Genomic DNA, 26640 nt, shown 5'->3' on the forward strand with positions numbered 1-26640 from the left:
TTGCCTAGATCGCCTTCATCACCAGCGAGGCGTTGGTGCCGCCAAAGCCGAACGAGTTGTTGAGCACCGCCTTGACCTTACGTTCCTTGGCCTTGTGCGGGACGAGATCGACGCCGACGCAATTCTCGCTCGGATTGTCGAGGTTGAGCGTCGGCGGGACGATCTGGTCGCGCAGCGCGAGGATGCAGAAGATGCTCTCCACCGCACCCGCGCCGCCGAGCAGATGCCCGATCGCCGACTTCGTCGATGACATCGAAACGCCGTCGAGCGCGCTGCCGAATAGCCGCCGCACCGCGCCGAGTTCGAGCTCGTCGCCGAGCGGGGTCGAAGTGCCATGCGCGTTGATATAGTCGATGTCCTCGAGCGTGAGGCCGGACTTGCGCATCGCCATCTGCATCGAGCGGAACGCGCCCGAGCCTTCGGGATGGGGCGCCGTGACGTGATACGCGTCGCCCGACAGGCCGTAGCCGATCACCTCGGCATAGATTTTCGCGCCGCGCGCCTTGGCATGCTCATATTCCTCGAGCACGACGACGCCCGCGCCTTCGCCCATCACGAAGCCGTCGCGGTCGCGGTCATACGGGCGGCTGCCGCGCCATGGCTCGTCGCGGAAGCCGGTCGAAAGCGCGCGCGCCTGTGCGAAGCCGGCGATGCCGATCGGGCAGATCGCGCCCTCCGAACCGCCGGCGAGCATCACGTCGGCATCGTCCATCGCGATCATCCGCGCCGCGTCCCCGATCGAGTGCGCGCCGGTCGAGCAGGCGGTGACCACCGCGTGGTTCGGGCCCATCAGCCCGTATTTGATCGAGACCTGGCCCGAGATCAGGTTGATGAGCCGGCCATGCACGAAATGCGGCGAAACGCGCTTCGGCCCCTTGGCGGCGAGCACCAAAGATTCGCTTTCAATACCCGGCAGACCGCCGATGCCCGCGCCGATCGAGCAACCGGCGCGGAAACGCTCTTCCTCGCTCATGTCCGTAAGGCCGGCATCCTCGATCGCCTGGCCGGCGGCGTCGATGCCATAGACGATGAACGGATCGACCTGACGCTGGACCTTGTGGTCGACGCGCTTGCCCGGATCGAAGCCATATTCGTGATCGGCCGGCTTGACCTCACACGCATAGTTCATCTGGAAATCGGTCGCGTCAAAGCGCGTGATCGTGCCCGCGCCCGATTTCGCGGCGATGAGGTTGCTCCACGCGGTCTCGACATCCGCGCCCAGCGGCGTGACAAGGCCCAATCCGGTTACGACGACACGGCGCATGGCCATCTCCGTTTCTATTGCTCTTCAAAACGAAACGGCTCCCCGCCCCTGTGCGAACCCTGGGACGGGGAGCCGATCCTATGTCTTCAGGCCCCGATACGGGCCGGGCGCCGCCGCGCGGGCGGCGCCCGCTCGATCAGCCCTTATGCTCGTCGATGAAGGTGATCGCATCCTTGACGGTCGCGATCTTCTCGGCGGCGTCGTCCGGGATTTCGACCTCGAACTCCTCTTCGAACGCCATCACCAGCTCAACGATATCGAGGCTGTCGGCGCCCAGATCATCGATGAAGCTCGCATCCTCCGTCACCTTATCGGCTTCGACGCCGAGGTGCTCGACGACGATCTTCTTTACGCGATCGGCAGTCTCGCTCATGTTCATGTCCCTCTCATGAAGTGTGGGGTCTAAATACCGGTTTGCACGTAGAGCGCGGTTCCGGCCCGCGCAAGGGGCTGTGATGTTTCGGGGCGGCGCCGAAGCGCCACCCGACCCGTCAGATCATCGCCATGCCGCCGTTGACATGCAACGTCTGGCCGGTGACGTATCCCGCTTCCTTGCTGGCCAGATAGACGACGGCCGCGCCGATGTCAGCCCCCTCGCCCATCTTGCCCGCCGGTATCTTCGCGTTGAGCGCGTCCTTCTGAGCGTCGGGCAGAACGTCGGTCATCGCGGTGCGGATAAAGCCGGGCGCGACGCAGTTGACGGTGATGTTCCGCGCCGCGAGCTCCTGCCCCAGCGCCTTGGACATGCCGACAATGCCCGCCTTGGAGGCGGCATAGTTCGCCTGGCCCGGATTGCCCGTCGTGCCGACGATCGAGGTGATCGAGATGATGCGGCCGAACCGCGCCTTCATCATCGGCTTGGCGGCCGCACGCATCAGGCGGAACGCGGCTTCGAGATTGACGCGGATCACCTGATCCCACTCGTCATCCTTCATGCGCAGGATGAGGTTGTCGCGCGTGACGCCGGCATTGTTGACGAGGATGTCGAGCTTGCCGAGCGCCGCCACGGCCCGCGGCACCAGCGCGTCGACTGCCGCCGCATCGGACAGATCGCAGGGCAGCGCGACATGCTCACCACCGAGACTAGCGCGAAACGCCTCGAGCTTGTCGGCGTTGGACCCCGAAACCGCCAGCCGCGCACCCTGCGCGGCCAGCGCCTGTACGATCGCCGACCCGATCCCCCCGCTCGCGCCGGTCACCAGCGCCGTCATACCTGTAAGGTCGAACATCAGTTGCTCCTTGAATTTTGTTCGCGCAGAGGCGCAGAGGACGCAGAGGGCGTGTAGTTGTTGACCAACCGTCGCACGCCTTCCTTGAGCGTCTCTCCGCCGAAGTTCAGAAGCAGCCCGACGGGCTGCTTGGTAAGCCGCAAATACGTCAGCACCTGTTTGGCATGAACGGGACTGAGCTTTTCGGCAGACTTGATCTCGATGATCAAGCGCTCGTCGATCATCAGGTCGATACGGAACGCCGAGTCGAACCGCATGCCCTCGAATTCGATGCCGATCGCCTTCTGACGCTCGACGCGATGGCCCTGCGCAGCCAGTTTACCTGCCAGAACTGCCTCATAGACACTTTCGAGCAGTCCCGGCCCGAGGTCGCGATGAATGCGGATCGCCAGATCGATGACGTCGCGGGTGATCTGATCGATATCCTGCACCGCAACCCCTCCGCGTCCTCTGCGCCTCTGCGCGAACATCCTTCCTCTCGTCGATCCTACCGTCCCGTCGCGGAAGAAGCGATCATAGCGTCTTCGCCAGCGCCTCGATATCGTCCATCGTCACGATGCTGACCGTTTCCACATCCGCCGCGGTTCGCTTGACCATCGCGGTCAGCACCTTGGCGCCGAATTCGACGAATCGTGCGACGCCGGTGTCCGCCATCGCCAGCACCGATTCGCGCCAGCGCACCATGCCGGTCACCTGTTCGACGAGCAGACGGCGGATCGTGTCGGGGTCGCTGACCGGGGTCGCGGTCACGTTGGCGAACACCGGCACCAGCGGCGCGTCGATCCGCGCCTCGGCCAGCGCCTTCTCCATCGCGTCGGCGGCAGGTTGCATCAACGGGCAGTGGAACGGCGCCGACACCGGCAACAGCACCGCCTTCTTCGCCCCGAACTCCTTGGCGATCGCGACGACGCGGTCGATCGCGCCCTTGGCGCCCGACAGCACGACCTGCGACGGATCATTGTCGTTGGCAACGGTGCACACCTCGCCCTCGCTCGCCGCGTTGGCGATGATGCGCGCCTTCGCCAGATCGGCGCCGAGGAGCGCCGCCATCGCACCCTCACCGACCGGGACTGCGGCCTGCATCGCGAGGCCGCGATGCTTGAGCAGCAGCGCCGTCGTCGGCAGATCGAGCGCGCCCGCCGCGCATAGCGCGGTATATTCGCCGAGCGAGTGGCCGGCGACATAATCGGCCTTGTCGGCGAGCCGGACGCCACCTTCCTTCTCCAGCACGCGCAACGTGGCGATCGCATTCGCCATGATCGCGGCCTGTGAATTCTCGGTGAGCATCAACTCCTCGGCCGGCCCTTCGGCCATCAGCCGGAAGAGATGCTGGCCGAGCGCGTCATCGACCTCCTGGAACACCTCGCGCGCCACGGCGCTGGCGTCGGCGAGCGCCTTGCCCATCCCGACCGCCTGACTGCCCTGCCCCGGAAAAATGAATGCCCGCATCGTTGATGTCCTTCAGATCAGGCGCGTCGCCGTAGAAACCTGAACGAACTTACGCAAGCCGGGACACTTTGCGACCCTTTACCGTTCTCGTCGGGACGGGCCTGATACAATCGCATCCTAGATTGCTCTCGACGCCGGGAGAAGGCGCCGTTGAAAAACAGGAGCTGAAACGTGAAAAAGTTCATCCTCGCCGCGCTGGCAACCTCGATCCTCGCCAGCCCGATCGCGATCGCGCCCGCCGAGGCGCAGGGCCGCCGCGATCACCAGGAGCGCCGCACCACCGTCGTCCGTGAAGGGCCACATGGCCGCACCGTCGTGACGAACCGCACGGTGGTCAACAACCGCAACAATTACCGCCGCTGGAACAAGGGCCAGCGCTTCGATCGCCGCTATGCGCAGAATTACCGCGAGATCAGAGACTGGCGCGCGTATCGCGGCCGCCGCCTCTACGCGCCGCCGCGCGGCTACCATTGGGTCCGCTCGGGCAATGACGCGGTGCTCGTCGCACTGTCGAGCGGGCTGATCGGCGCCGTCCTCGCGGGCGCGTTCAACTAAGGAGCGCTTGCTTCCGCCGCGAAAATCGCTAAGGAAACGCACTCCGGGGTGGGAAGCACACGCTTTCCGCCCCGGTTGCTATTGAAGACGACAGCCGGAGGGGCGTTCGCATGGTGCGGGCGTCAGCGATCGGCCAAGATAAGGTAATGCACGCATGGCTCTGTACGAGCATGTGTTCCTTGCGCGCCAGGATCTGGCACAGGCGCAGGTGGATGCACTGGCGGAAACCGCCACCAAGATCATTCAGGACAACAACGGTCGGGTCGTCAAGACCGAGACCTGGGGTCTCCGCAGCCTCGCGTACAAGATCGCGAAGAACCGCAAGGCGCATTATGTGATGCTCGAGATCGACGCCCCCGGCTCGGTCGTCGTCGAGCTGGAGCGCCAGATCCAGATCAACGAAGACATCATCCGCTACATGACCGTCAAGGTCGACGAGCTCGAAGCCGGGCCGACCGTGATGATGCGCAAGAGCGAGCGCGACCGCGAGCGTCGTGGCGACCGTGAAGGTGGCCGTGGCGGCGATCGCCCCGACCGTGGTGAGCGCAGCGAGCGCCCGCGTCGCGATTTCGACGGCGAATAAGGAGTTATAGACAATGGCACGCCCATTTTTCCGCCGCCGCAAGAGCTGCCCGTTCTCCGCGAAGGACGCTCCCCGGATCGACTATAAGGACGTTCGGTTGCTCCAGGGCTTCGTGTCCGAGCGTGGCAAGATCGTCCCCTCGCGCATCACCTCGGTGAGCGCGAAGAAGCAGCGCGAACTCGCTCAGGCGATCAAGCGCGCCCGTCATCTGGGCCTGCTGCCCTACATCGTTAAGTAAGGAGCGACCCACATGGATGTGATCCTGCTGGAACGAGTCGAAAAGCTCGGCAACATCGGCGACGTGGTGAAGGTGAAGGACGGTTTCGCCCGTAACTACCTGCTGCCGAACAAGAAGGCGCTTCGTTCGAACGAAGCCAACCGCAAGGTGTTCGAGAAGAACCGTGAGCGCATCGTGGCCGAGAACGCCGCGAAGCGCAGCGAGGCCGAGAAGGAGTCGAAGACGATCGACGGCCTGACGATCACGCTGATCCGCCAGTCGTCGAACACCGGCCAGCTCTACGGTTCGGTCGCGGTTCGCGATCTGATCGAGGCGCTCGAGGCCGAAGGCCACAAGGTCGCGAAGTCGGCGATCGTGCTCAACAAGCCGATCAAGGCGATCGGTCTGTACGAGGTCAAGGTCGCGCTGCACCCCGAGGTGTCGGTGACGGTCAAGATCAACATCGCGCGTTCGCCCGAAGAGGCCGAGATGCAGGCGCAGGGCGTCGATGTCATGTCGGCGATGTTCGAGAAGGACGAGGCCGGCTTCGTCGAGGCTTACGATCCCAACGCGGAGCCGGGTGCCACCGCCGAGGTTTCGGCCGAGGAACCGGCCGAGGGCTGATCGCCTTCGCCGTTGGTTACGGAAAGGGCCGCCCGGAGAGATCCGGGCGGCCCTTTTCGTTTTACGCGTCATGCCAGCGCAAGCTGGCATCTCTCTCGGCAAGCGCGCTTGCCACCCCAGCTTGCGCCGGGGTGACGTATAGCTCACCAGAGCACGCCGTCCTTGTCGGGCGCGAGCGGCGCGGGCGCCTGGTCGCCGATCGCCTGCAACAGATCGATCTCGATCGTGCGGCACATCGCCGAAAGCGGTACGTCGTGGAGCGTGTTGGCGAACGGATCGACCAGATCGTCGCCGATCGCGAGGATGGCGAGGAACATCAGCCCGACGATCGACGATCCGAGCGGCGTCGCGAACCCCAGCGTCTCGACCAGACCGATCGGCAGCAGGATGCAGACCAGATGCGTGAACACCATCGGGAAGAAGCGATACTGGTTGGGAAGCGGCGTGTTCTTGAGCCGCTCCATCCCGCCCTGCGCATTGGCGATATCGACCAGCACGCTTTCCATCGCCGATTGCTGGATCGTGTCGATCAACCCCTGACGGCGGGCGAGATCGATGCGATGCCCGGTACCCTCGACGATGCCGTTGGCGACATTGGTGCGCTTCAGCGCGGGCGTCGCTTCGCCTTCGGACAAGAAGCGCAGCACGTCGTCATCAGGCTTCTGCCGCCGCAACTGGCAGCGTAGCGCGTTAACGTAAGCGATCTGCCGCAGAACGATCGTCCGCTTAAGGTCGGTCGCCTCGTCGGGCAGAAAGTTGCGCGCCTGCCGGGCGAGGCTGCGGCTGGCGTTGATCATCGCCCCCCACAGGCCGCGCCCTTCCCACCAGCGCTGATAGGCCGAGTTGCTGCGAAACCCGAGCACCAGCGCGAGCGCGGAGCCGAACAATGTGAGCGGGAGCGACGGCGCGGTGAACGGCAGCCAATAATAGGTCACGGTCACGGTGACGTCCCAGACGAACAGCACCGCGAGCGGCTTCCAGACTTCCCGGATCACCTGCTTGGCGCCGGGAACGGCGGTAACGATCATAGAGCCTCAACTGCGAAACAAACGGGACAAGTCGTGCCTATCACGGCTTGGCCGGATCGATGGCGCCCTTCTTCGCGGGCGCGGCCTCGGCGGCACTGGCAAGCGCGATCGCGGTGCCGGTGGCGGGACGCAGCACGAACCATTGGGGACGCTCGATCGCGACCAAATACGCGAGCACGGCGATGCCGAACATCAAGAACTTCCACGACCCGCGCCAGGTTTCCAGCAGGGCGTGGCGGTCACGTTTGTCGAACGGCTGCATGGGCATCTCCTTGTTGTCAGGCCCGACAAGATAGGGATGTCCGAAGAGGTGCTGCGTAAACTGGCCGTTACGTTTTATTGCTGCGCCGCAGCATAACGGTGGGACGTGCCTGCGCGGGGATGAATGTGCGAGCATCGCCCCGCGCAGGCCGGGGCTGCTGCGTTTGATGGGAGCCGGTCGCCAAGGCACGAAGCGGCCCCGGCCTGCGCCGGGGCGACGGTTCGTTTACGCCGCCGAAGCATGTTCCTCGGCAAGCGCGGCCCGCACCGCCGCGACCGCGTCGGCCGCCTTCGCGCCGTCAGGGCCGCCGCCTTGCGCCATATCGGGCCGGCCACCGCCGCCCTGCCCGCCGAGCACCGCGACGGCGACGCGCAGCAGATCGACCGCGCTGCGCGACGCCGCAACGTCGGCGGTCAGCCCGACCGCGACCGAGGCACGGCCTTCGTTGACCGCGACGATCATCGCCACGCCCGAACCGATCCGGCCCTTCACATCATCAACCGCGCCGCGCAGCGACTTTGGATCGAGACCCTCGATGACCTGGCCGACGAAGTTGACGCCGCCGATCTGCTCCGGCCCCGCCGGCGCGGCACCCGCGCCGCCGCTGAGCGCGAGCGCTTTCTTTGCCTCGGCGAGTTCGCGTTCGAGCTTGCGGCGCTCCTCGACCAGCGCGGCCACGCGCGCCGGCACGTCCTCGGGGGTCGCCTTCAACGCAGCCGCCGCCTCGCGCAGCTTCTCGTCGCGAGCGCTGAGGTAGGCGCGCGCCGCTTCGCCGGTGAGCGCCTCGATCCGCCGGACACCGCTCGACACCGCGCTCTCCGAGACGATCTCGAACAAGGCGATGTCGCCGAGCGCGTTGACGTGCGTACCGCCGCACAGCTCGACCGAAAAGCTCGCGTCCTCGTCGCGGCCCATCGAGAGCACGCGCACCTCTTCGCCATATTTTTCGCCGAACAGCGCCATTGCGCCGGCCGCGATCGCGTCGTCGGGCGTCATCAACCGCGTCGTCACCGCGTCGTTGCTGCGAATGTGACGGTTCACGTCCGCCTCGACGTCGGCGATCTCCTGCGGGGTCATCGCGCTGTTGTGTGAGAAATCGAAGCGCAGCCGGTCCTCGGCGACCAGGCTGCCCTTCTGCGTGACATGCCCGCCCAGCCGCCTCCGCAACGCGGCGTGCAGCAGGTGCGTCGCGCTATGGTTGGCGCGGATGCGGGCGCGGCGCTCGACGTCGATCGCGAGCCGGACGGTATCGCCAACCGCGATCGCACCACTGTCGATGTGCGAACGATGCGAGAACAGGCGCCCGAGCGGCTTGGCGGTATCCTCGACCTGGATCGAAACAGTGTCGCCGGTGATCGTGCCGGCGTCACCCATCTGGCCGCCGCTCTCGCCGTAGAAGGGCGTCTGGTTGACGAGGATATCGACCGTCTCGCCGGCCTCGGCGCGTTCGACGCGGACACCGTCCTTGACGATCGCGATCACCTGAGCCTCGCCCGCGTCGGTCGCATAGCCGATGAACTCGGTGCTGCCGAACGCCTCGGCGATGTCGAACCACAGGTCGTCGGACGCGCGCTGGCCCGACCCCTTCCAGGCCGCGCGCGCCTGTCGCTTCTGCTCGGCCATCGCCGCATCGAAGCCGGCGCGATCGACCGTGAAGCCCTTGGCGCGCAGAGCGTCCTCGGTCAGATCGTAAGGGAAACCGAACGTGTCGTAGAGCTTGAACGCGGTCTCGCCCGGCAAGACCGCCCCCTCGCCGAACCCGGCGGTCGCCTCGTCGAGCAGGCGCAGGCCGTTGGTCAGCGTGCGGCGGAACTGGGTTTCCTCCTGAAGCAACGTCGCCTCGATCAGCGGCTGCGCGCGCACCAGTTCGGGGAAGGCCGCGCCCATTTCGGCGACCAGCGAGGGCACGAGCCGGTGCATCAGCGGGTCTTTCGCGCCAAGCAGATGCGCGTGGCGCATCGCACGCCGCATGATCCGGCGCAGCACATAGCCCCGGCCCTCGTTGGCCGGCAGCACGCCATCGGCAACGAGGAAGCCCGACGAGCGCAGATGATCGGCGATGACGCGGTGGCTCGCCTGCGCCTCGCCTTCGGCCTTGGTGCCGGTCAGCGCGGTCGAGGCGGCGATCAGTGCCTTGAACGTATCGGTATCGTAATTGTCGGTGACGCCCTGGAGCACCGCCGCGATTCGCTCGATTCCCATGCCGGTGTCGATCGACGGGCGCGGCAGATCGAGCCGCGTTTCCTTGTCGATCTGCTCATATTGCATGAACACGAGGTTCCAGATTTCGACGAAGCGGTCGCCGTCTTCCTCCGGGCTTCCCGGCGGGCCGCCCCAGATATGGTCGCCGTGATCGTAGAAGATCTCGCTGCACGGGCCGCACGGACCGGTGTCGCCCATCGACCAGAAATTGTCGTTGGTGGCGATGCGGATGATACGGTCCTCGGGCAGGCCGGCGATCTTGCGCCACAGCTCGAACGCCTCGTCATCGGTGTGGTACACGGTGACGGTCAGCTTCTCCGCCGGAATACCCCACTCCTTGGTGAGCAGGTTCCAGGCGAGCGTGATCGCGCGTTCCTTGAAATAATCGCCGAACGAGAAGTTGCCGAGCATCTCGAAGAAAGTGTGATGCCGGGCGGTGTAGCCGACATTGTCGAGATCGTTGTGCTTGCCGCCCGCCCGCACGCACTTCTGCGAGGAGGTCGCGGTCGAATACGCGCGCGATTCCAACCCGGTGAAGACGTTCTTGAACGGCACCATGCCCGCGTTCACGAACATCAGCGTCGGATCGTTCTGCGGCACCAGCGGCGCGGACGGGATGCGAGCATGCCCCTCGCGCTCGAAATAGTCGAGGAAGCTGCGGCGAATGTCGTTGGTCGAGATCATCCCGCCGACTTAGGCGAGGCCGCGTATCTTCTCAAGCGTGGCGCTGCTGCGGCGAACCGTGCATCCTCGCTTCACTGGCAACCGCGATCCACCGGTTGTAAGGCACCGCCGCCGCCCGGCGCCATGAACACCACAGGGAGAGAAGACGTTGCGAAAACTGGCGATCCTGCTTGCGACCATGATGCCGCTCGCCGTTCCGGTCATGCCAGCGACCGCACAGGCCCCGCTGCCGGCGCCGACCGAGCGGCACCGCATGATCGTGCTGAGCGACATCGAGGCCGATCCCGACGACACGCAATCCTTCGTCCGGCTGTTGCTCTATGCGAACGAGATCGACCTCGAAGGGCTGGTCGCGACGACCTCCGTCCACATGAAGACGGCCATCCATCCCGATTCGATCCGCCGCATCATCCAGGCCTATGCCAAGGTTCAGCCGAATCTGGCGAAGCACGAGGCCGGCTATCCGACGGCCGACCGTCTGCGCGCGCTCGTTCGCGAGGGCCAGCCGGGCTATGGCATGGCGGCGGTCGGTACCGGCAAGGACACGGCCGGGTCGCGGCTGATCGTCGAGGCATTGGAGCGCAACGATCCGCGCCCGCTGTGGATTTCGGTCTGGGGCGGCGTCAACACGCTCGCACAGGCGCTGTCCACGATCCGCGAAACGCGCTCGCCCGAGGTGGCCCGGCGCCTGATCGCCAAGCTGCGGGTCTACACTATCTCCGATCAGGACGATGCCGGCGCATGGCTGCGCAAGACTTTCCCCGATCTGTTCTATGTCGTCAGCCCCGGCGGCTATGGCGCGGGCACCTGGACCGGCATCCACACGCTGATCGACGGCGGCGACAACCGCACGATCAGCAATGCGTGGCTGCGCGACAACATTCAGCAGGGGCACGGGCCGCTCGGCGCGATGTACCCGGACGTCTCCTATGGCATGGAGGGCGACACGCCCGCCTTCCTGTCGCTGCTCCCCAATGGCCTCAGCAACCCCGACCATCCCGATTGGGGCGGCTGGGGCGGCCGGTACGAACTCTACACCCCGCCGGTCGCGACGACCGACCCGAGCGGGTTCAGCGGGGTCGTGATTGAACCGGAGACGCGCCCGATCTGGACCAACGCGATCGACAGCTTCACCCCGCAGGTCGCGCGCGAGTTCGGGCGCGCCTCGGTTCCCGGCGACCGGCAGATCAAGGATTTCCGCGCCGGGATCTGGCGCTGGCGTGACGACTTCCAGAACGACTTCGCCGCCCGCATCGCTTGGACGGTGCGCCCATTCGCTGAGGCCAACCACCCGCCCGAGGTGCGGCTGAGCGGGCCGGATCGGCTGACGGTGAAATCGGGCGAGCGGTTCGTGCTAAGCGCGGTCGACAGCACCGACCCCGATGGCGACAGCCTGAGCTTCCAATGGTTCCACTATCAGGAGATCGGCCATTGGCAGACGCCGATCCTCAACGGCATCGCCGCCAACATCCACACGGTCGACTTCACCGCGCCCAAGGTGAGCGAGCCGCGCGAGGCGCATTTCATCGTGCGGGTGACCGACAAGGGCACGCCGCCGCTGACCCGCTACAAGCGCGTGATCGTGACGATCACGCCCTGACCGTCACCCCAGCGGCGCGTCGATCGAGACGGGCGGCACCGAAAACCACTTCGGACCGCCCGGGGTCATGTGGAAACAATCCTCGAGCCGGACGCCGAACTTGCCCGGCAGGTAAAGCCCCGGCTCATCGGAGAAGCACATGCCGGCGGCGAGCGGCATCGTCTCGCCGTGGACGAGGTTGACGGGCTCGTGCCCGTCGAGCCCGATCCCGTGGCCGGTGCGGTGCGACAGGCCCGGCATCCGGTAGCGCGGGCCATAGCCGAGGGTCTCGTAGAAGCCGCGCACCGCATCATCGACCGCGCCCGCCGGCGTGCCGATCCGCGCCGCCGCGAACGCCTTGGCCTGGCCGGCGCGGACATGGTCCCAGACGGTGCGCTGGTCCTTGCTCGCGGTGCCGAACACGAAGGTGCGCGACACATCGGATTGATAGCCCTGAACGGTGCAGCCGCAATCCATCAGCACCACCTGCCCGTCCGCGACCACCTGCGGCGCACGGCTGCCGTGCGGATAGGCCGCCGCCTCGCCGATCAGCACCAGCGCGAATTCGGGATCGCCACCAAGCTTGCGGGTTGCGGCGTTCATCAGCGCGGCGATCTGCTCGCGCGTCATGCCTTTCTCGACGCGCGGATACACCCAACGATAGGCGGCGATCGTCACGTCGGTCGCACGCTGCATCAGCGCGATCTCGGGCGCGGTCTTGACCATCCGGCAGCCGCGCACGACCGGATTGGCCGAAACGATCCTGGCGTCGGGCATGGCGCGCGCGAGACCATCGACCGCGAAGTAGCGCACCGTCTCCTCGATCCCGACCGCGCGGCTGGCGAGACCGCGCTCGCGTAGGAAGCCGGCGACGAACTTGAGCGGGTCTTCGTCTTCCTGCCACACACGCACATCGCACGGAATGGCGAGCGTCTGGCGCACCGAGGGTTCCTCGAAGAACGGGGTGACGATGCACGGATCGCCCTCGACCGGCAGGATCGCGGCGGTCAGCCGCTCGCTGCGATGCCAGGCGACGCCGGTGAAATAGATCAGCGACGATCCCGCCTCGACCAGCACGGCGCCGATGCCGTTCGCCTTCATCAGCGCCTGCGCGCGTGAGATGCGGGCAAGCCGTTCGGCGGCCGTTATCGGCGCCGCGTCCCTGGTGATATCGGCCAGGCCGGCGAGATCGGGCTCGGCCGCGCGGACGGCATGCGTCGCGGCGAGCAAGGGCAACGCCCCCGCCATCTTCAACACCCTGCGGCGGCCCAGGAAAATATTTTGCTGCATCGGAACCCGATAGGACGCTTGACGGCGCCGGGGCAATGCCCTTCGCTATATACGGGGCCAGCGGGAGAATAGACTTGGCGAAGCGGTTGACGTGGTACATCCTCGGCGGGCTGGTGCTCGGCATCGTGCTCGGCTGGACGATCCACGCCGGTATCGATGACGGCTCACCCGACGCGGCCGCGCGGCTCAAGGGCATCGCCGGCTGGTTCTCGATCCTGACGACGGTGTTCCTGCGCCTCATCAAGATGATCATCGCGCCCCTGGTGTTTTCGACGCTGGTCGTGGGTATCGCGCACATGGGGGATACCGGCGCGCTCGGGCGGGTCGGGTTGAAGTCGGTCGGGTGGTTCATCGGCGCCAGCCTGGTTTCGCTGACGCTCGGGCTGTTGCTGTTCCACCTCACCTCGGATTTCGGCGACACGCTCGGGCTCAGCCCGCATCTCACGCCGCCCCCGGTCAACGCCGCGGTCGGGCTCGACGCGAGCGGATTCGATGTCGCCAAGATCATCACGCATATCGTGCCGAGTTCGATCGTCGACGCGATGGCGACCAACGAGATCCTCCAGATCGTGATCTTCTCGGTGTTCTTCGGTGTGGCGATCACCGCCGTCGGCGAGCGCGCGGCGCCGCTGGTTACGGCCGCCGAGGGGCTGGCCGCCGTGATGTTGCAGATCACCGATTACGTCATGCGGCTGGCGCCGATCGCGGTATTCTCGGCGATCACGGCCGCGCTGACCGAACATGGGCCGGGGCTGATCTTCAAGCTCGCCTATTTCATGGGCAGCGTCTATTTCGGGCTGGCGACTTTGTGGATCGTGCTCGGTGCGCTCGCCTTCGCGGTGATCGGCCGGCGCGCGGGGATGTTACTCCGCTACATCCGCGAACCGGCGCTGCTCGCCTTCTCGACCGCCTCATCCGAAGCGGCGTTCCCGCGCACGCTGGAGGCGCTCGATCGGTTCGGCGTGCCCGCCAAGATCGCCAGTTTCGTGCTGCCGCTCGGCTATTCGTTCAATCTCGACGGGTCGATGATGTACATGACGTTCGCGTCGCTGTTCATCGCCAAGGCTTACGGCATCCAGCTCACACTGGGCACGCAGATCGCGATGCTGCTGACGCTGATGGTGACGTCGAAGGGGATCGCCGGCGTGCCGCGCGCGAGCCTCGTCGTGATCGCGGCGACGCTCGGTCAGTTCGGCATTCCGGAGGCAGGGCTGCTGCTCATAATCGGGGTCGACCAGTTCCTCGACATGGGCCGCTCGGCGACCAACGTCGTCGGCAATGCGATCGCGGCGAGCGTGGTCGCGCGCTGGGAGGGCGATCTCGAGCCGCCCGCGCCGGCCGAGATCGAGCCGCCGCATGCGCCGAGCCACGGCTTCACGCGTCACGCGTAAGCGTAGGGCCCGCCTTTGGCGAGCGCGGCCTGATAGGCCGGGCGCGCGTGGATGCGATCGAGCCAGGCGATCGTGGCGGGCCGCGACTCATCGAGTCCGGCGCGGCTGCGCGCGGCCTCGAGCGGGAAGCTCATCATCACGTCGGCGGCGGAGATCGTGTCGCCAGCAAACCACGGCTGCGTCGCGAGGACGGTTTCGACATAATCGAGATGCACGTCGACCATCGGCCGGAATCGCCGACGCGCAGTGCGGCCGAACAGCGGCACGCGGCCGAGCACGAGCAGCACGAACAGCGGCGGCATCAGCGAGCCTTCGGCATAGTGGAGGAACTGGCGGTAGCGCAGCGCCGCGTCGCGGTGTGCGGGGGCGGCGAACCGACCGTCGCCTTTTTCGACGAGATATTCGACGATCGCGCCGGTCTCGACGAGGATGCGGCCGTCGTCCTCGATCATCGGCGACTTGCCGAGCGGGTGGAGGCGCTTGAGCGCTTCGGGCGCGAGCATCGTCTTGGGATTGCGGGCGTAGCGGCGGATTTCATAGGGCAGGCCCAGCTCTTCGAGCAGCCACAGGATGCGCTGCGAGCGGGAGTTCTCGAGATGGTGAACGGTGATCGTCATGAAACTCAAGCGCGGACGAAGGCGATCGGTTCCGGCATACTGAAAGGCCCGCCACAGGGGCGGGCCTTTCCGGGCTTTGCGGCGTCTGGATGAACGCCGCTTCGAATTTCAGCAAGCTCGCTCACATGTCGATGTCGTCATCCTCGGGGCCGGCCATCATCTCTTCGGCGACCTTGTCGGTACGGCTGCGGATGGCTTTTTCGAGACGCTCGCACATCTCGGTGTTTTCCTTGAGGAAATTCTTCGAGTTCTCACGGCCCTGGCCGATCCGGACGCTGTCGTAGCTGAACCACGCGCCCGATTTCTCGACGAGCCCGGCCTTGACGCCAAGATCGAGAATCTCGCCGATCTTGGAGACGCCCTGCCCGTACATGATGTCGAACTCCACCTGCTTGAACGGCGGCGCGACCTTGTTCTTGACGACCTTGACGCGCGTGGTGTTGCCGATGATCTCCTCGCGATCCTTGATCTGGCCGGTGCGGCGGATGTCGAGACGGACGCTCGCGTAGAATTTCAGCGCGTTGCCCCCGGTGGTGGTCTCCGGGTTGCCGTACATCACGCCGATCTTCATGCGGAGCTGGTTGATGAAGATCACCATGCAGCGCGAACGGCTGATCGAGCCGGTGAGCTTGCGCAGGCTCTGCGACATCAGGCGCGCCTGCAGGCCGACGTGGCTGTCGCCCATCTCGCCCTCGATTTCGGCGCGCGGCACCAGCGCCGCCACCGAATCGACCACCAGCACGTCGATCGCGTTCGAGCGCACGAGCGTATCGACGATCTCGAGCGCCTGCTCGCCGGTGTCGGGCTGCGAGACGATCAGCTCGTCGATGTTGACCCCGAGCTTCTTGGCATAGACCGGATCAAGCGCGTGTTCGGCATCGACGAACGCGGCGGTGCCGCCGGTCTTCTGAGCCTCGGCGATGACGTGCAGCGCGAGCGTGGTCTTGCCCGAGCTTTCCGGGCCGTAGATCTCGATCACGCGACCGCGCGGCAGGCCGCCGACGCCGAGCGCGATGTCGAGCCCGAGCGAGCCGGTCGAGATCGCCTCGACCTGCATCGTCTCCTTGGAGCCGAGCCGCATCGCCGAGCCCTTGCCGAACGCGCGGTCGATCTGTGCGAGCGCCGCGTCGAGCGCCTTCTGCCGCTCATCCGCGGCCTTTGTGTTGGAAGCTGCCATTTTGGTGTCGATGACCTTCAGTGATGCCGCCACGAGAGCCTCCGTCGCTAAACCGATGTGCCTGCGCATTCAATGCGTGTTGGAAGCGACGTATCCTATTTGTTCTAATGGAACAAGAGTGGAACAGATATTTTCCAACACGCGTCGTCCCGGCGAAGGCCGGGGCCGGCTTATGACTTGGCGATCGTCCCGCCACAGCGGCCCCGGGCTTCGCCGGGGCGACGGGTTTAGGCCAGTGCGTCGAGGGCCTTGCTCACACCGTCCATCGTGAACGGCTTGGCGAGCGAGGGGCGATCGCGGAAGCGTTCGGCGACGCTGTCGTGCGAGCCGCCGGTGGCGAAGACGAACGGGATGCCCGCCGCCGCGAGCGCGTCCGCGATCGGCAGGCTGGTTTCGCCGCCGCGCAGATTGAGATCGAGGATCGCCGCGTCGATGCCGCCGGCTTCGATGAGACCCATCGCGACCGACACGCAATCGGCGGTGCCGACCGGAACCTTGTCGAGAACCTCGAGAAAATCCTCGAGCATCATCGCGATCAGGGGTTCGTCCTCGACGATCAGGATATTGCGGGGTGCGGTCATGACGGGTCCATAACCATCAACTCGCGTCCGCGCCAAGCCCTTTCGCCCCCATCATCGCGCGCACCGCCTCGGCAAGTTGCTGCACGGAAAAGGGTTTGGCGAGGAAGGCGACGTTTTCGAGGTCGATCGATTTGCGCAACGTCTCCTCGGCATAGCCCGACATGAACAGGATCGGCAGGTCGGGATAAAGCTTGCGGGCGTGGCGCACCATCGTCGGGCCGTCCATCAGCGGCATCATCACGTCGGAGACGAGCAGATCGGGGCGCGGGTGGCTGGCGAGCAGTTCGAGCGCGGCCTCGCCATGCTCGGCGCCGAGCACGGTATAGCCCTGCCGGGTGAGCGCGCGTTCGGCGACGGCGCGGACCATGTCCTCGTCCTCGACGAGCAGAATCGTGCCGCTGCCCCACAGATCGAGCGGCTTGCCCGGCGGCGCGATCACCGTGTCGGCGACGGGGGCGGACGCGGTATGGACGGGGAGATAGATGCTGAACACCGCCCCCTGCCCCGGCTTCGAATCGGCGAAGATGTAGCCGCCTGATTGCTTGACGATGCCGTACACGGTCGAAAGACCGAGCCCGGTGCCCTTGCCGACATCCTTGGTGGTGAAGAACGGCTCGAAAATCTTGGGCAGAACATCTGGCGGAATGCCGGCACCGTTATCGGACACCTCCAGCCCGACATAATCGCCGACCGGCAGAATATCCGAGCCCATCCGCCGCACATCGGTCGCCGTCATCGCGAAGGTGCGGATCGAGAGCACCGCGCCCCCCTTCGGCGGCTTGGCCAGCATCGCGTCGCGCGCGTTGACGGCGAGATTGACGACCACCTGTTCGAGCTGCCCCGGATCGGCGCGCACCGGCGCGAGATTGCGGCCATGCTTCACCTTGAGCGTGATGCTCTCGCCGAGCAGCCGCTTGAGCAGTTGCGACACCTCCGAGACGACATCGGGCAGTTGCAGCACCTGCGGGCGCAACGTCTGCTGGCGCGAGAAGGCGAGCAACTGCCGGGTGAGTGAGGCGGCGCGGTTCGAATTGGCGCGGACCTGCTGAATGTCGTCATAATCGCTGTCGCCGGGCGAATGGCGCATCAGCATCAGGTCGCAGTGGCCGATGATCGCGGTCAGGATGTTGTTGAAATCATGCGCGACGCCACCGGCGAGCTGGCCGACCGCCTGCATCTTGGTGGCCTGCGCCACTTCGCGCTTGAGCCGGGTCTCCTCGCCATTGTCCTTGAGGCTCAGCAGCACCGCCGCATCGCCCAAGCCCCGCGCGCCGGCGATCGACAGCGCGACCGGCTCGTCGGGGTGATCCTTGAGACGGATGGCGAGATCGGTCGAATGGGTCGCGCCGCTTGCGAAACGGCGCACCGCATCGGCGATGACGCCCTTGTCCTCGCGCACGACGAGATCGCCCGGATAGACCGGCGGCGCGGCGGGATCGACCAAGGCGGCGCGCGCGAACGACTCGTTCATCTGGAGGAACCGCCCGTCGTTGCCGACCAGCGCGACGCCGAACGGCATCAGCGCGACGAGCGTCTGGACGTGCGCGCTGGCGCTCGCGCCGACGGCGGGCGCGCCGCTCTGCTCCTCGTCGATCAGCGCGACCAGCATCGGCGCGTCATCGCCCTCGACGAAGGGGATTTGCAAGACGCGCAGCGGGTTCTTGAGCATGCCCTCGCGCTCGAACCGCACCAGCCCGCGTTCGTCGGTGATGAGGAAGCGCGCGAAGTCGCGGCCCGTGATCGCGGCATCGGCATGCCCCATCGCGCGCGCGCGCAGCACGCTGTTGGCGGCAATGACGCGGCCGTCATGCCCGATCAGCGTGACCATGATGCCGGCGCGACCAAATTGCTCACCGATACGCCCGGCGACGAGTTCCTCGACGGTGGCGGCGAGATTGACCCGCATGGTCTGGCGGAAGCGCCACACGAGCAGATCCCCGTCCTCGCCCGCGCAGGCGATATCCGCGACGACACTGGCGCCGCGCGTGACCAGCCGGTCGAGCGTGGCGGTGCCATCCCGCCAGGCGCGGCGCCCGGCGACGCCGATCCGCTCGGCCCCGTCGCCGTCGAACGGCAGACCGGGCGGGGTCGGGAAGCCGCCGAACAGCGCCTCATAGTGATCGTTGGCGCAGACCAGCCGCCCCGCCCGATCGGTGACCGCGACCGCATCGGCGCTGGCGGCGGCGAGCGTGCGCGCGAGCGCCCAATCGGGTTCGGCGCCCTCGCCCGCGCTGGACGGGAACAGGCGCCGGAAGACGATCATCCCGCCGCCCCCGACAATCGCGGTGGCGAGGAAGGCGGCGGCGATCACGACGTTGCCGAGCAGGCCGAGGATCACGAGGGCGGCGACGATTCCGGTCGCGCCGGCGATCAGCGCCGCGTCGCGGGTTGGGTTCGAGTCGGCGGACTTGAGGATAGGAAGGCTGGCCATTCTTATCCTTCTTTGGCTAGGGTTGGGCTGCGAGGCTATCACATATCGGCGTGCGATGATCAGTCTCTGCCAATACAACTCCGTTCGTGCTGAGTAGCCGCCGAGTAGCCTGCGCAGCAGGCATATCGAGGTGGCGTATCGAAGCACACGCCCCGCGCGCAACCTGTGCTTCGATACGATGAGCAGGTCGGATCATCCCCCAGATGATCCTGAACATGCCGGGGGCATGTTCACCTGCTCATCTCGATACGGGCCTTCGGCCCTACTCGATCTCTACTCAGCACGAACGGGTGAATGGATCGTCACCCGATTTTAAAACTTGGTTCCCCCGCGAAAGCGGGAGTCCAGAGTAGCAAGAACCGTAGATCGTGTTCTGCTTGGCTCTGGGTTCCCGCTTTCGCGGGAACGCCGGATTGGGATACGTTACGTCCTGCTACCAGATCCGCACGCGCTGTTCGGGCGTGAGGTACAGTTTCTGGCCCGGCTTGGGCTTGAACGCGGCATACCACGGATCGAGGTTGCGCACGATGTTTCCGCGCTGTTCGGACGGGCTGTGCGGATCGGTGAGCAACCGCTGGCGCAAATTCGCCTCGCGGTAGTTACGCCGCCACACCTGCGCCCAGCCGAGATAGAAGCGCTGATCGGCGCTGAACCCGTCGATCACCGGCGGCGCCTTCCCGGCGAGCGAGGCGCGATAGGCATCGTAGGCGATCGTCAGGCCGCCGAGATCGGCGGTGTTCTCGCCGAGCGTGAGGTGGCCGTTGAGGTGCACGCCCGGCAACGGCTCATAGGCGTCATATTCCTTGGCGAGCGCCTCGGTGCGCGCGTTGAACGCCGAGACGTCGGCGGGAGTCCACCAGCTCGCGAGCTGGCCGTGCTCGTTGTACTTGGCGCCCTGATCGTCGAAATGATGCGTCAGTTCATGCCCGATCACCGCGCCTATGCCGCCATAGTTGACCGCCGGATCGGCGGCGGGATCGAAGAACGGCGGCTGGAGGATCGCGGCCGGGAAGACGATCTCGACCATCGGCGGGTTGGCATAGGCGTTGACCTCCATCGGGGTCATCCCCCACTCCCAGCGCTGGATCGGCTTGCCGAGATGGCCGACGTTATAGGCGTGGCTGAATGCATTGGCGCGCCATGCGTTGCCGAACGCGTCGCCCGCCGTGATGGTGAGGCCGCTGTAATCCTTCCACTGGCTCGGATAGCCGATCTTGGGGGTGAAGGCGGCGAGCTTGGCATGGGCGCGGCGCTTGGTCTCGGGTGTCATCCAATCGAGCTTGTCGATGCGCGCGTCCATCGCGGCGATGATGTTGTGGACGAGCGCATCGGCCGCCGCCTTGGTCTCGGGCGGGAAATATTTGGCGACGTAGAGCTTGCTGACCTCGTCATCGATCGCGCCGGTGGTGAATTGCACCGCGCGCTTCCACCGCGCCTCCTGCTCGGGCGTGCCCGACAGGATGGTGCCGTAGAAGGCGAAATGCGCGTCGTCGAACGCCTTGGGGAGTACGTCGGCATAGGCATCGAGCGAGCGGACCAGCAGTTGATCGCGCAGCACGCCGAGCGGCGCGGCGGCGATCAGCTTGGCGATACCGGTGACGGCGCTCGGCTGCGCGACGATGACGCTATCGACCGGCGCGCCGATGCCCGAGAAATAGGCGGCGAAGTCGAAGCCGGGCGCAGACTTGGCGAGCGCGGCGACGGTGAGCTTGTTGTAGGTCTTGTCGGCGTCGCGGCTTTCGGTGCGGGTCCAGCTTATCGTGGCGATCTGGGTCTCATAATCGACGATCGCCTTGGCGCGGCCCTCGGCATTGGGCTCGCCGGCGAGCGTGAGCATCTTGGCGATGTGCGTCTGATACGCGGCTTTGGCCTCGGCGAGTTTGGCATCCTTGCTCAGATAATAATCGCGATCGGGCAGGCCCAGCCCCGATTGCTGAAGGCCCAGCGCATAGACTTCGGGGTTCTTGTCGTCCTGATTGACGCCGCTCGCGAACGGACCGTCGATGCCGGCGCGGGCGGCCTCGGCGACCAGTGCCGCATAGCCGCCGCGCGTGGCGAGCGCCTTGATCTTGCCGAGCCACGGCTGGATCGGGGCGAGGCCCTTGGCGTCGATCGCGGGCCGATCGAGGAAGGTGGCGTAGGCGGTGCCGATCTTCGAGGCCGGGTCTTTCGCGGCAGCTTCGAGGATGCCGCGCGTGCGCGCCTCGGACAGGTCGGAGAGCAGGTTGAACGACCCGTAGTTCGATTTGTCGGCCGGGATCGGCGTGGTCTTGGCCCAGGTGCCGTTGCCGTAGCGGTAGAAATCGTCGCCGGGCGCGACCGAGCGGTCCATCCCCGCCTCATCGAAGCCGAAGGTGCCGAACTGCGGCTTGGCGGCCGGCGCGGCGGCGGGTGCGGCAGTCTGACTGGCGACCGGGCTGAGCGCGAAGCCGGCCAGGATCGTGGCGGACAGCAGCGCCGCGAGGGTAGAGGATCTGAACATGACGCACCCCGAAAAACCGTTTGGATGCGGTGTTCTACGCGAATGTTACAGAGCTGGTCCAGCCCGGCGCAGCGCGCGGGCGCGCCACTTGCGCACGATCCACCAGCGCCAGCCGAGCGCGCTCGCGGCGAAGCCCGTCACCGCGAAGACGGCGGTGATGGTGAGCAACCCGACGACCAGCGAAGGGCCCGCCTGCGAGACCAGCCAGTGCAGCCAGCCCTCGCCGGCGCGTACGCTCGCCCCCTCGTAGCGGAGCAGGCGGCTGCCGATCCAATAGGCCGCGACCCACAATGGCGGCGTGGTGAGCGGGTTGGTGATGAAGGTGGTGAGCGCCGCGGTCGGAATGTTCGCGCGCACCGGCAGCGCGAGCAGCGCCGACAGCGGCACCTGCGCGACCGGGAACAAGATGCCCGTCACCATGCCGAGCGCGACGCCGCGCGGCACCGAGCGGCGGGTGAACCGCCACAAAGCGGGCGCGAGCACCCGGTGCGCGACCGGGCGGAGCAGGCGATTGCGCTCGAGGGTGTCGCGGGTCGGCAGGTTGCGGTGCGCCCAGGCGGCGGCCCTCGCGAACATCGTCAGCCGCGATCCCGCATCAGGCGGCCCTGCTCGCGCTTCCAGTCGCGCTCCTTGGTCGCCTCGCGCTTGTCGTGATCCTTCTTGCCCTTGGCGAGCGCGAGTTCGACCTTCGCGCGGCCCTTCGAGTTGAAGTAGATCATCAGCGGCACGAGCGTCATGCCCTGGCGCGCGACCGCGCCGTGCATCTTGTTGATCTCGCGCTCATGGAGCAGCAATTTGCGCGGGCGCTTCGGCTCATGGTTGAAGCGGTTGCCGTGGCTGAACTCGGGCACGTTCGAGTTGATGAGCCAGACCTGCCCGTCGCTCACCTCGGCATAGCTCTCCGCGATCGATCCGGTGCCCGAGCGCAGCGATTTCACCTCGGTGCCGGTCAGCGCGATGCCGGCCTCGTACACCGTCTCGATAGAATAATCGTACCGCGCGCGCCGGTTCTCGGCGACGATCTTGGTCTTTTCGAAAGCGGGGGGTTTGGGACGGGCCATAAGAGACGGGCATGTAGGGCGCGGTGCCGGCGATGGGAAGGCCGGAGTTGGTGCGCCTTCAGTCCGTAAGCCGTGCGCCATGTCGGATGCTGAGGATATAGACCTCATCGCCGCTTACGTCGTAGCGGATGACACAGGGCGGAATAATCGTGAGTTCGCGACAGTCACCCGACACTCACCGCCCTCGGTTGGGAAACGCCTGCAAGCTGTCGCAAGCCCGGATCAACCGGAGCGCCATGCGACGCGCGGCTTCGGGATCGAACTGCTGGATATAGCGGCGAATCGGATCGAGATTGGCAACCTCTTCCTGCGTCCAGACTATTTGAACCATTCGGGCGGCGCGGGCACTTCTTGGGGTGTGCCCCACTTGGACAACCAGGCCATGACCTCAGCATGATCAATCACGCGGCCGGCAGCGATATCCGCTCTCGCACGCGCATCCGCCGCGGCTTCGGCGTCTGTGTCCGGGCGTTCATAAATGGCGCGCTCGACGTTCATGCCTCGCTGGTTATCATGAGGTCGTCGATCGGGCCAGCCTCCTCAGGCGATCCCAGCCGCCGCCATCGCCGCATCCACTGCCGCCCGTGCCGCTTCGCTGGGCCAGGTCATCGGCAGGCGCAGGGCGGTGGGGAAGCCGGGGATGACCTTCGACACCGCGTATTTCACCGGCCCAGGCGAGGCGTCTGTAAACATCGCCAGATGCAGCGCGAACAGCCGGTCGTGCAGGCCGAGCGCGGCGGTGTAATCCTCGTCGTCGGTGGCGGCCTGAAACTCGGCGCACAGACGCGGCGCTACGTTGGCGGTCACCGAAATGCAGCCCACCCCGCCCATCGCGTTGAAGGCGAGCGCGGTCTCGTCGTTGCCCGAGAGTTGCGCGAAGGCAGGGCCGCAGGCCGCGCGCTGCTGCGAGACCCGGGCGAGCGCACCGGTCGCATCCTTGACGCCGACGATGCTGTCGGGAAACGCCTTGGCGAGCCGCCCCATCGTCTCGGGCAGGATATCGGTGACGGTGCGGCCGGGCACGTTGTAGAGCAGCACCGGCAGATCGCACGCGTCTACGATCGCGGCGAAGTGGCGGAAGATGCCGTCCTGGCTCGGGCGATTGTAATAGGGCGGCACCATCAGCGCGCAATCGGCGCCGGCGTCCTTGGCGGCGCGTATGTTGCGGATCGCGACGCGGGTATCGTTGCTGCCCGCGCCCGCGATGACCCGCACGCGGCCCCGCGCCTGATCGACGCAGACCTTCACGACGCGGAAATGCTCCTCGAAATCCATCGTCGCGGATTCCCCGGTGGTGCCGCACGGTACCAGCGCGGCGGAGCCTTCCGCGATCTGCCATTCGACGAAGTCGCGGAACGCCCCCTCCACGAAGCCGCCGTCTTCGGCGAAGGGGGTGACGAGCGCTGGGATCGAGCCTGTGAACATCGCGCCGCCCTAGCCGCGCGGACGCCGAAACGAAAGCCTTTAGGCGGTGAAGCGCTTGGTGAAGCCCTTCGGCGCGCGCTCGGTATCGGCGCGGGCCTCGACATTGTCGATCCGCGCCTTCTCCGGCCCCTCGCGGACCGCTTCGATCATGCCGTCCACCGCGGCTTCCTCACCGGCGACGAGCAGTTCGACCCGACCATCGCGCAGGTTGCGCACCCAGCCCGAGACTCCGAAATCGCGCGCGCGGCGCACCGACCAATCACGGAACCCGATATTCTGAACCTTGCCACTCACGAAAACGCGCTGAACGACTTGCATTACGACCTGACTTCCCTTGCACTGGGCCCGCGCACCGCACGCGCCGCCGGCGACGCGTAGCACGCGCCGCCGGCAAGACCATAGAGCCTCGAGCGGCTTGTCGCAAAGCGGGGTACGCCGGTCGCTTGGGTGGAGGCACTGTGCCCGCTCGCCGGACAAGGCGTCCCGCGAAGCCGTATTTGTCGGTGCGTTGCGGATTACCACGCAAGGCCTCTCGCCCTCCATTACCTTCCTAACGAGGCGTTACCTGCCCCGCTCGAGAAAGGCTGTCGAGTACGGTAGCGTTGATCCGATCTATTGCTGTCTTTAGCACAAAAACCGGGTCCGGATGCAGGGCGCAAAGTTTGCAAGAGCCATTTGCCAAAAATCAGGTGTCCCGCAAAATAACTCTACTCCATCGTCAACCATTCGAACCCACGTTGGCAGCATAGCATTAGCAGCATAGGATTCGATCTGCTCTAGTTCGCTTACGGAAGGCACATGACGAACAGATGGTACGGAGATAACGTCGATCCCGCCCCCCACCTGCATAGCTTCTAATTCAATTGCCCGCTCGAACCCTTCCTGTATTGCTCTTAGCGAGCCGTCGAATATCGGCAGGGACGGCCGCCATTCCATCGGCTCGTCCGCTCTCAATGGTGAGTAGATGTACCCGATACCGGCATCTTCAACCAGACATCCGACCACCGCGACCCCCGTAGCGAGGAACCGTTACTGGAGTAGGCCCACTGCGTCATGCCACTTTTACGATCAGCGAGTTGCTGCTCACTAAAAGCCTGCCCTCCGAAGACTGTCCCATGCCATGACACCTGTGTGATAACCGTAGCAATGACCTCGCGGGCAACAGTTAGCGATGACAGCAAATCCGCCCACTTGCCCTGACACATAAATGCCGTCGAACAGTTGCATGAACGCGCGCGCAAAGCGGCTCTCATCCTCAAATCGGCTTGGCACGATGGGGATCGGCACCCTCGCTTCTTCTTCGAGCAATCGGGCCTGCAATGCCCGGTCTCCAATACACGTGCCATGAAGATTAGCCGATATAGTTCCCTCCCAGATCCGCTTGAGCGCGACGCCATCGACGTGAGACGCAACAATAAACTCAAGACCAACCCCGTACGAAGCATATCTTTCTGTCGCCCTTCTGAGGATTTCCTCAACCCCGGAGAGCAACCCACCCGTCAAAATAAGTCTCCTAACCTCCCTGATCGCATCTATGCTTTGGTTGATCAGACCAGCGAACGCGATTGTGACCTTGGAGCTAACGATCACGATCTTTAACCGGCCAGGAAGCATGTCGTGCGACGCACCCGCAGGACGCGAGATCATGGTGTCGGAAGCAATGACGATACTTTCGCCAAAGCACTTTGCAGCGACAAACGTCATTGAATCACGTCCTGAATTGAACGTCAGCCCTCACGCCCGGCCCCATCCCGTCTACAATAGCGAGAACTGAGCAGCGCTCGAAACAAATTGCAAGGAAGCGACAAGACACTTCCTCGCTGATGACATCCTGTTTGCCGTGTGTAGATGGCCGACACTTGTCCAACTGCCTATATCTCGATATTCGCCGGACCGGAGATTGGTTTGTAAGCTACGAAGCGACTTTTTTGTTGCCATTCACGGTTACGATCAACGCTTAACCAGATCGGATAACACCCTCCCTTTCAACCGCTTCCGGATACGAAATCGCGAGCACCTCATACTCGCGCTCGCCCGCCGGCAGCAGCACGCGGCGCAGGTCACCGACCGCCGCGCCCCGTAAAGCGCGGGCGAGCGGCGCGTTCCAGCCGATCCGCCCTGCCCCTGCGTCGGTCTCGTCGTCTCCCACCAGCGTCAACACGCGCTCGACATCGTCCTCATCGACGATGGTGGCGGTCGCGCCGAACCAGATGCGGGTGCGGTCGGCTTGTGCCGAAGGATCCACGATCTTCGCGGCCTTCATACGCCGTGCGAGGAAGCCGAGCCGCCGGTCGATCTCGCGCATGCGCTTGCGGCCATAGATATAGTCGCCGTTTTCCGAACGGTCGCCATTGCCCGCCGCCCAGGCGATGACATCGACCAGTTTGGGGCGCTCGTCGCCGAGCAGCGCGTCATATTCCGCGCGCAGCACCGCATAGCCGGCGGGGGTGATGTAATTGGGTCGATCGGTCATAGGCGCGGCGTGATAGCGCGCGCCGCCCACACTGTC

General features: G+C 65.7%; 28 protein-coding genes. 6 read left to right on the forward strand and 22 right to left on the reverse strand.

The window, feature by feature from the left end; all coding sequences use genetic code 11:
- Window positions 1-4: 4 nt before the first annotated feature.
- From fabF to fabD, 5 genes are all read right to left on the reverse strand, one after another.
- Window positions 5-1264 carry a beta-ketoacyl-ACP synthase II gene (gene fabF / locus PX554_RS10780; protein WP_275501518.1) on the reverse strand — a complete coding sequence of 420 codons (1260 nt, stop codon included), beginning with the start codon at window positions 1262-1264 and terminating at the stop codon, window positions 5-7.
- A gap of 136 nt (window positions 1265-1400) precedes the next feature.
- A complete protein-coding gene (locus PX554_RS10785) occupies window positions 1401-1637 on the reverse strand; it encodes an acyl carrier protein (RefSeq protein WP_069207325.1) in 237 nt (78 codons plus the stop codon).
- Between the two features lie 118 nt (window positions 1638-1755).
- Complete coding sequence (fabG, locus tag PX554_RS10790; protein WP_275501524.1) at window positions 1756-2493, reverse strand: 3-oxoacyl-[acyl-carrier-protein] reductase; 738 nt, start codon at window positions 2491-2493, stop codon at window positions 1756-1758.
- The gene (locus tag PX554_RS10795) at window positions 2493-2924 is read right to left on the reverse strand and encodes a GxxExxY protein (RefSeq protein WP_093219729.1); all 432 of its coding nucleotides are present in this window, start codon (window positions 2922-2924) and stop codon (window positions 2493-2495) included. Before PX554_RS10795 ends, fabG begins: the two co-directional genes overlap by 1 nt.
- 82 nt (window positions 2925-3006) lie before the next feature.
- Entirely contained in the window at window positions 3007-3942 is a 936-nt protein-coding gene (gene fabD, locus PX554_RS10800) for an ACP S-malonyltransferase (RefSeq protein WP_093219731.1), read from the reverse strand.
- A 171-nt stretch (window positions 3943-4113) separates the two neighbouring features.
- Here fabD and PX554_RS10805 point away from each other — a divergent pair, with 171 nt between their 5' ends.
- From PX554_RS10805 to rplI, 4 genes are all read left to right on the forward strand, one after another.
- Window positions 4114-4497, forward strand: coding sequence for an RcnB family protein (locus PX554_RS10805; protein WP_093219733.1), 384 nt, complete (start codon window positions 4114-4116; stop codon window positions 4495-4497).
- Between the two features lie 154 nt (window positions 4498-4651).
- Window positions 4652-5080 (forward strand): 30S ribosomal protein S6, encoded by a 429-nt coding sequence (rpsF, locus tag PX554_RS10810; protein WP_093219735.1) that lies wholly within the window; start codon window positions 4652-4654, stop codon window positions 5078-5080.
- A gap of 13 nt (window positions 5081-5093) precedes the next feature.
- Window positions 5094-5318, forward strand: a complete 225-nt coding sequence (rpsR, locus tag PX554_RS10815; RefSeq protein WP_010543816.1) for a 30S ribosomal protein S18 — start codon at window positions 5094-5096, stop codon at window positions 5316-5318.
- Window positions 5319-5330: 12 nt separating this feature from the next.
- A complete protein-coding gene (gene rplI, locus PX554_RS10820) occupies window positions 5331-5921 on the forward strand; it encodes a 50S ribosomal protein L9 (RefSeq protein ID WP_093219738.1) in 591 nt (196 codons plus the stop codon).
- A gap of 143 nt (window positions 5922-6064) precedes the next feature.
- Here the strand turns inward: rplI and PX554_RS10825 are convergent, their stop codons facing one another.
- From PX554_RS10825 to alaS, 3 genes are all read right to left on the reverse strand, one after another.
- On the reverse strand, window positions 6065-6949 hold the full coding sequence (locus PX554_RS10825; protein ID WP_093219740.1) for a bestrophin family protein: 885 nt from the start codon (window positions 6947-6949) through the stop codon (window positions 6065-6067).
- 40 nt (window positions 6950-6989) lie between these two features.
- Window positions 6990-7211 carry a hypothetical protein gene (locus PX554_RS10830; RefSeq protein ID WP_093219743.1) on the reverse strand — a complete coding sequence of 74 codons (222 nt, stop codon included), beginning with the start codon at window positions 7209-7211 and terminating at the stop codon, window positions 6990-6992.
- Between the two features lie 225 nt (window positions 7212-7436).
- Window positions 7437-10097, reverse strand: coding sequence for an alanine--tRNA ligase (alaS, locus tag PX554_RS10835; RefSeq protein WP_275501618.1), 2661 nt, complete (start codon window positions 10095-10097; stop codon window positions 7437-7439).
- Window positions 10098-10245: 148 nt separating this feature from the next.
- On the opposite strand from alaS, the gene PX554_RS10840 reads away from it, so the two are divergent.
- Window positions 10246-11697 (forward strand): DUF1593 domain-containing protein, encoded by a 1452-nt coding sequence (locus PX554_RS10840; protein WP_275501620.1) that lies wholly within the window; start codon window positions 10246-10248, stop codon window positions 11695-11697.
- 3 nt (window positions 11698-11700) lie between these two features.
- Here the strand turns inward: PX554_RS10840 and PX554_RS10845 are convergent, their stop codons facing one another.
- Window positions 11701-12966 (reverse strand): M24 family metallopeptidase, encoded by a 1266-nt coding sequence (locus tag PX554_RS10845; RefSeq protein WP_275501622.1) that lies wholly within the window; start codon window positions 12964-12966, stop codon window positions 11701-11703.
- Window positions 12967-13040: 74 nt separating this feature from the next.
- Here PX554_RS10845 and PX554_RS10850 point away from each other — a divergent pair, with 74 nt between their 5' ends.
- Window positions 13041-14357, forward strand: a complete 1317-nt coding sequence (locus PX554_RS10850) for a dicarboxylate/amino acid:cation symporter (RefSeq protein WP_275501625.1) — start codon at window positions 13041-13043, stop codon at window positions 14355-14357.
- Here PX554_RS10850 and PX554_RS10855 read toward each other — a convergent pair.
- The 13 genes from PX554_RS10855 to PX554_RS10910 all read right to left on the reverse strand — a co-directional run bounded on the left by PX554_RS10855 (window position 14348) and on the right by PX554_RS10910 (window position 26604).
- Complete coding sequence (locus PX554_RS10855; protein ID WP_275501627.1) at window positions 14348-14974, reverse strand: glutathione S-transferase family protein; 627 nt, start codon at window positions 14972-14974, stop codon at window positions 14348-14350. The two genes, PX554_RS10850 and PX554_RS10855, sit on opposite strands and share 10 nt — an antisense overlap.
- A 121-nt stretch (window positions 14975-15095) precedes the next feature.
- Complete coding sequence (recA, locus tag PX554_RS10860) at window positions 15096-16184, reverse strand: recombinase RecA (RefSeq protein ID WP_371128236.1); 1089 nt, start codon at window positions 16182-16184, stop codon at window positions 15096-15098.
- Window positions 16185-16378: 194 nt separating this feature from the next.
- Window positions 16379-16732 carry a response regulator gene (locus tag PX554_RS10865; RefSeq protein WP_275501629.1) on the reverse strand — a complete coding sequence of 118 codons (354 nt, stop codon included), beginning with the start codon at window positions 16730-16732 and terminating at the stop codon, window positions 16379-16381.
- 16 nt (window positions 16733-16748) lie between these two features.
- Entirely contained in the window at window positions 16749-19163 is a 2415-nt protein-coding gene (locus PX554_RS10870; RefSeq protein ID WP_275501632.1) for a hybrid sensor histidine kinase/response regulator, read from the reverse strand.
- A gap of 433 nt (window positions 19164-19596) precedes the next feature.
- Window positions 19597-21645: a M13 family metallopeptidase gene (locus PX554_RS10875; protein WP_275501634.1), complete on the reverse strand. Its 2049-nt coding sequence runs from the start codon at window positions 21643-21645 to the stop codon at window positions 19597-19599.
- Between the two features lie 45 nt (window positions 21646-21690).
- Entirely contained in the window at window positions 21691-22221 is a 531-nt protein-coding gene (locus PX554_RS10880) for a DUF2062 domain-containing protein (RefSeq protein ID WP_275501636.1), read from the reverse strand.
- Between the two features lie 2 nt (window positions 22222-22223).
- Window positions 22224-22706, reverse strand: a complete 483-nt coding sequence (gene smpB, locus PX554_RS10885; RefSeq protein ID WP_093219770.1) for an SsrA-binding protein SmpB — start codon at window positions 22704-22706, stop codon at window positions 22224-22226.
- Window positions 22707-22881: 175 nt separating this feature from the next.
- Complete coding sequence (locus PX554_RS26665; RefSeq protein WP_420833447.1) at window positions 22882-23037, reverse strand: type II toxin-antitoxin system RelE/ParE family toxin; 156 nt, start codon at window positions 23035-23037, stop codon at window positions 22882-22884.
- Window positions 23025-23204, reverse strand: coding sequence for an antitoxin (locus PX554_RS10890; protein ID WP_275501640.1), 180 nt, complete (start codon window positions 23202-23204; stop codon window positions 23025-23027). The genes PX554_RS26665 and PX554_RS10890 overlap by 13 nt, the downstream gene beginning before the upstream one ends.
- 42 nt (window positions 23205-23246) lie before the next feature.
- Entirely contained in the window at window positions 23247-24131 is an 885-nt protein-coding gene (dapA, locus tag PX554_RS10895; protein ID WP_275501642.1) for a 4-hydroxy-tetrahydrodipicolinate synthase, read from the reverse strand.
- A gap of 39 nt (window positions 24132-24170) precedes the next feature.
- Window positions 24171-24425, reverse strand: coding sequence for an acylphosphatase (locus PX554_RS10900; protein WP_338061584.1), 255 nt, complete (start codon window positions 24423-24425; stop codon window positions 24171-24173).
- Window positions 24426-25217: 792 nt separating this feature from the next.
- Window positions 25218-25835 (reverse strand): hypothetical protein, encoded by a 618-nt coding sequence (locus tag PX554_RS10905; RefSeq protein ID WP_275501647.1) that lies wholly within the window; start codon window positions 25833-25835, stop codon window positions 25218-25220.
- Window positions 25836-26088: 253 nt separating this feature from the next.
- Window positions 26089-26604 (reverse strand): GreA/GreB family elongation factor, encoded by a 516-nt coding sequence (locus tag PX554_RS10910; RefSeq protein ID WP_275501649.1) that lies wholly within the window; start codon window positions 26602-26604, stop codon window positions 26089-26091.
- Window positions 26605-26640 lie beyond the last annotated feature (36 nt).

The sequence above is a fragment of the Sphingomonas pollutisoli genome, from assembly GCF_029167165.1.
GTDB classification, from domain to species: Bacteria; Pseudomonadota; Alphaproteobacteria; order Sphingomonadales; family Sphingomonadaceae; genus Sphingomonas; species Sphingomonas pollutisoli.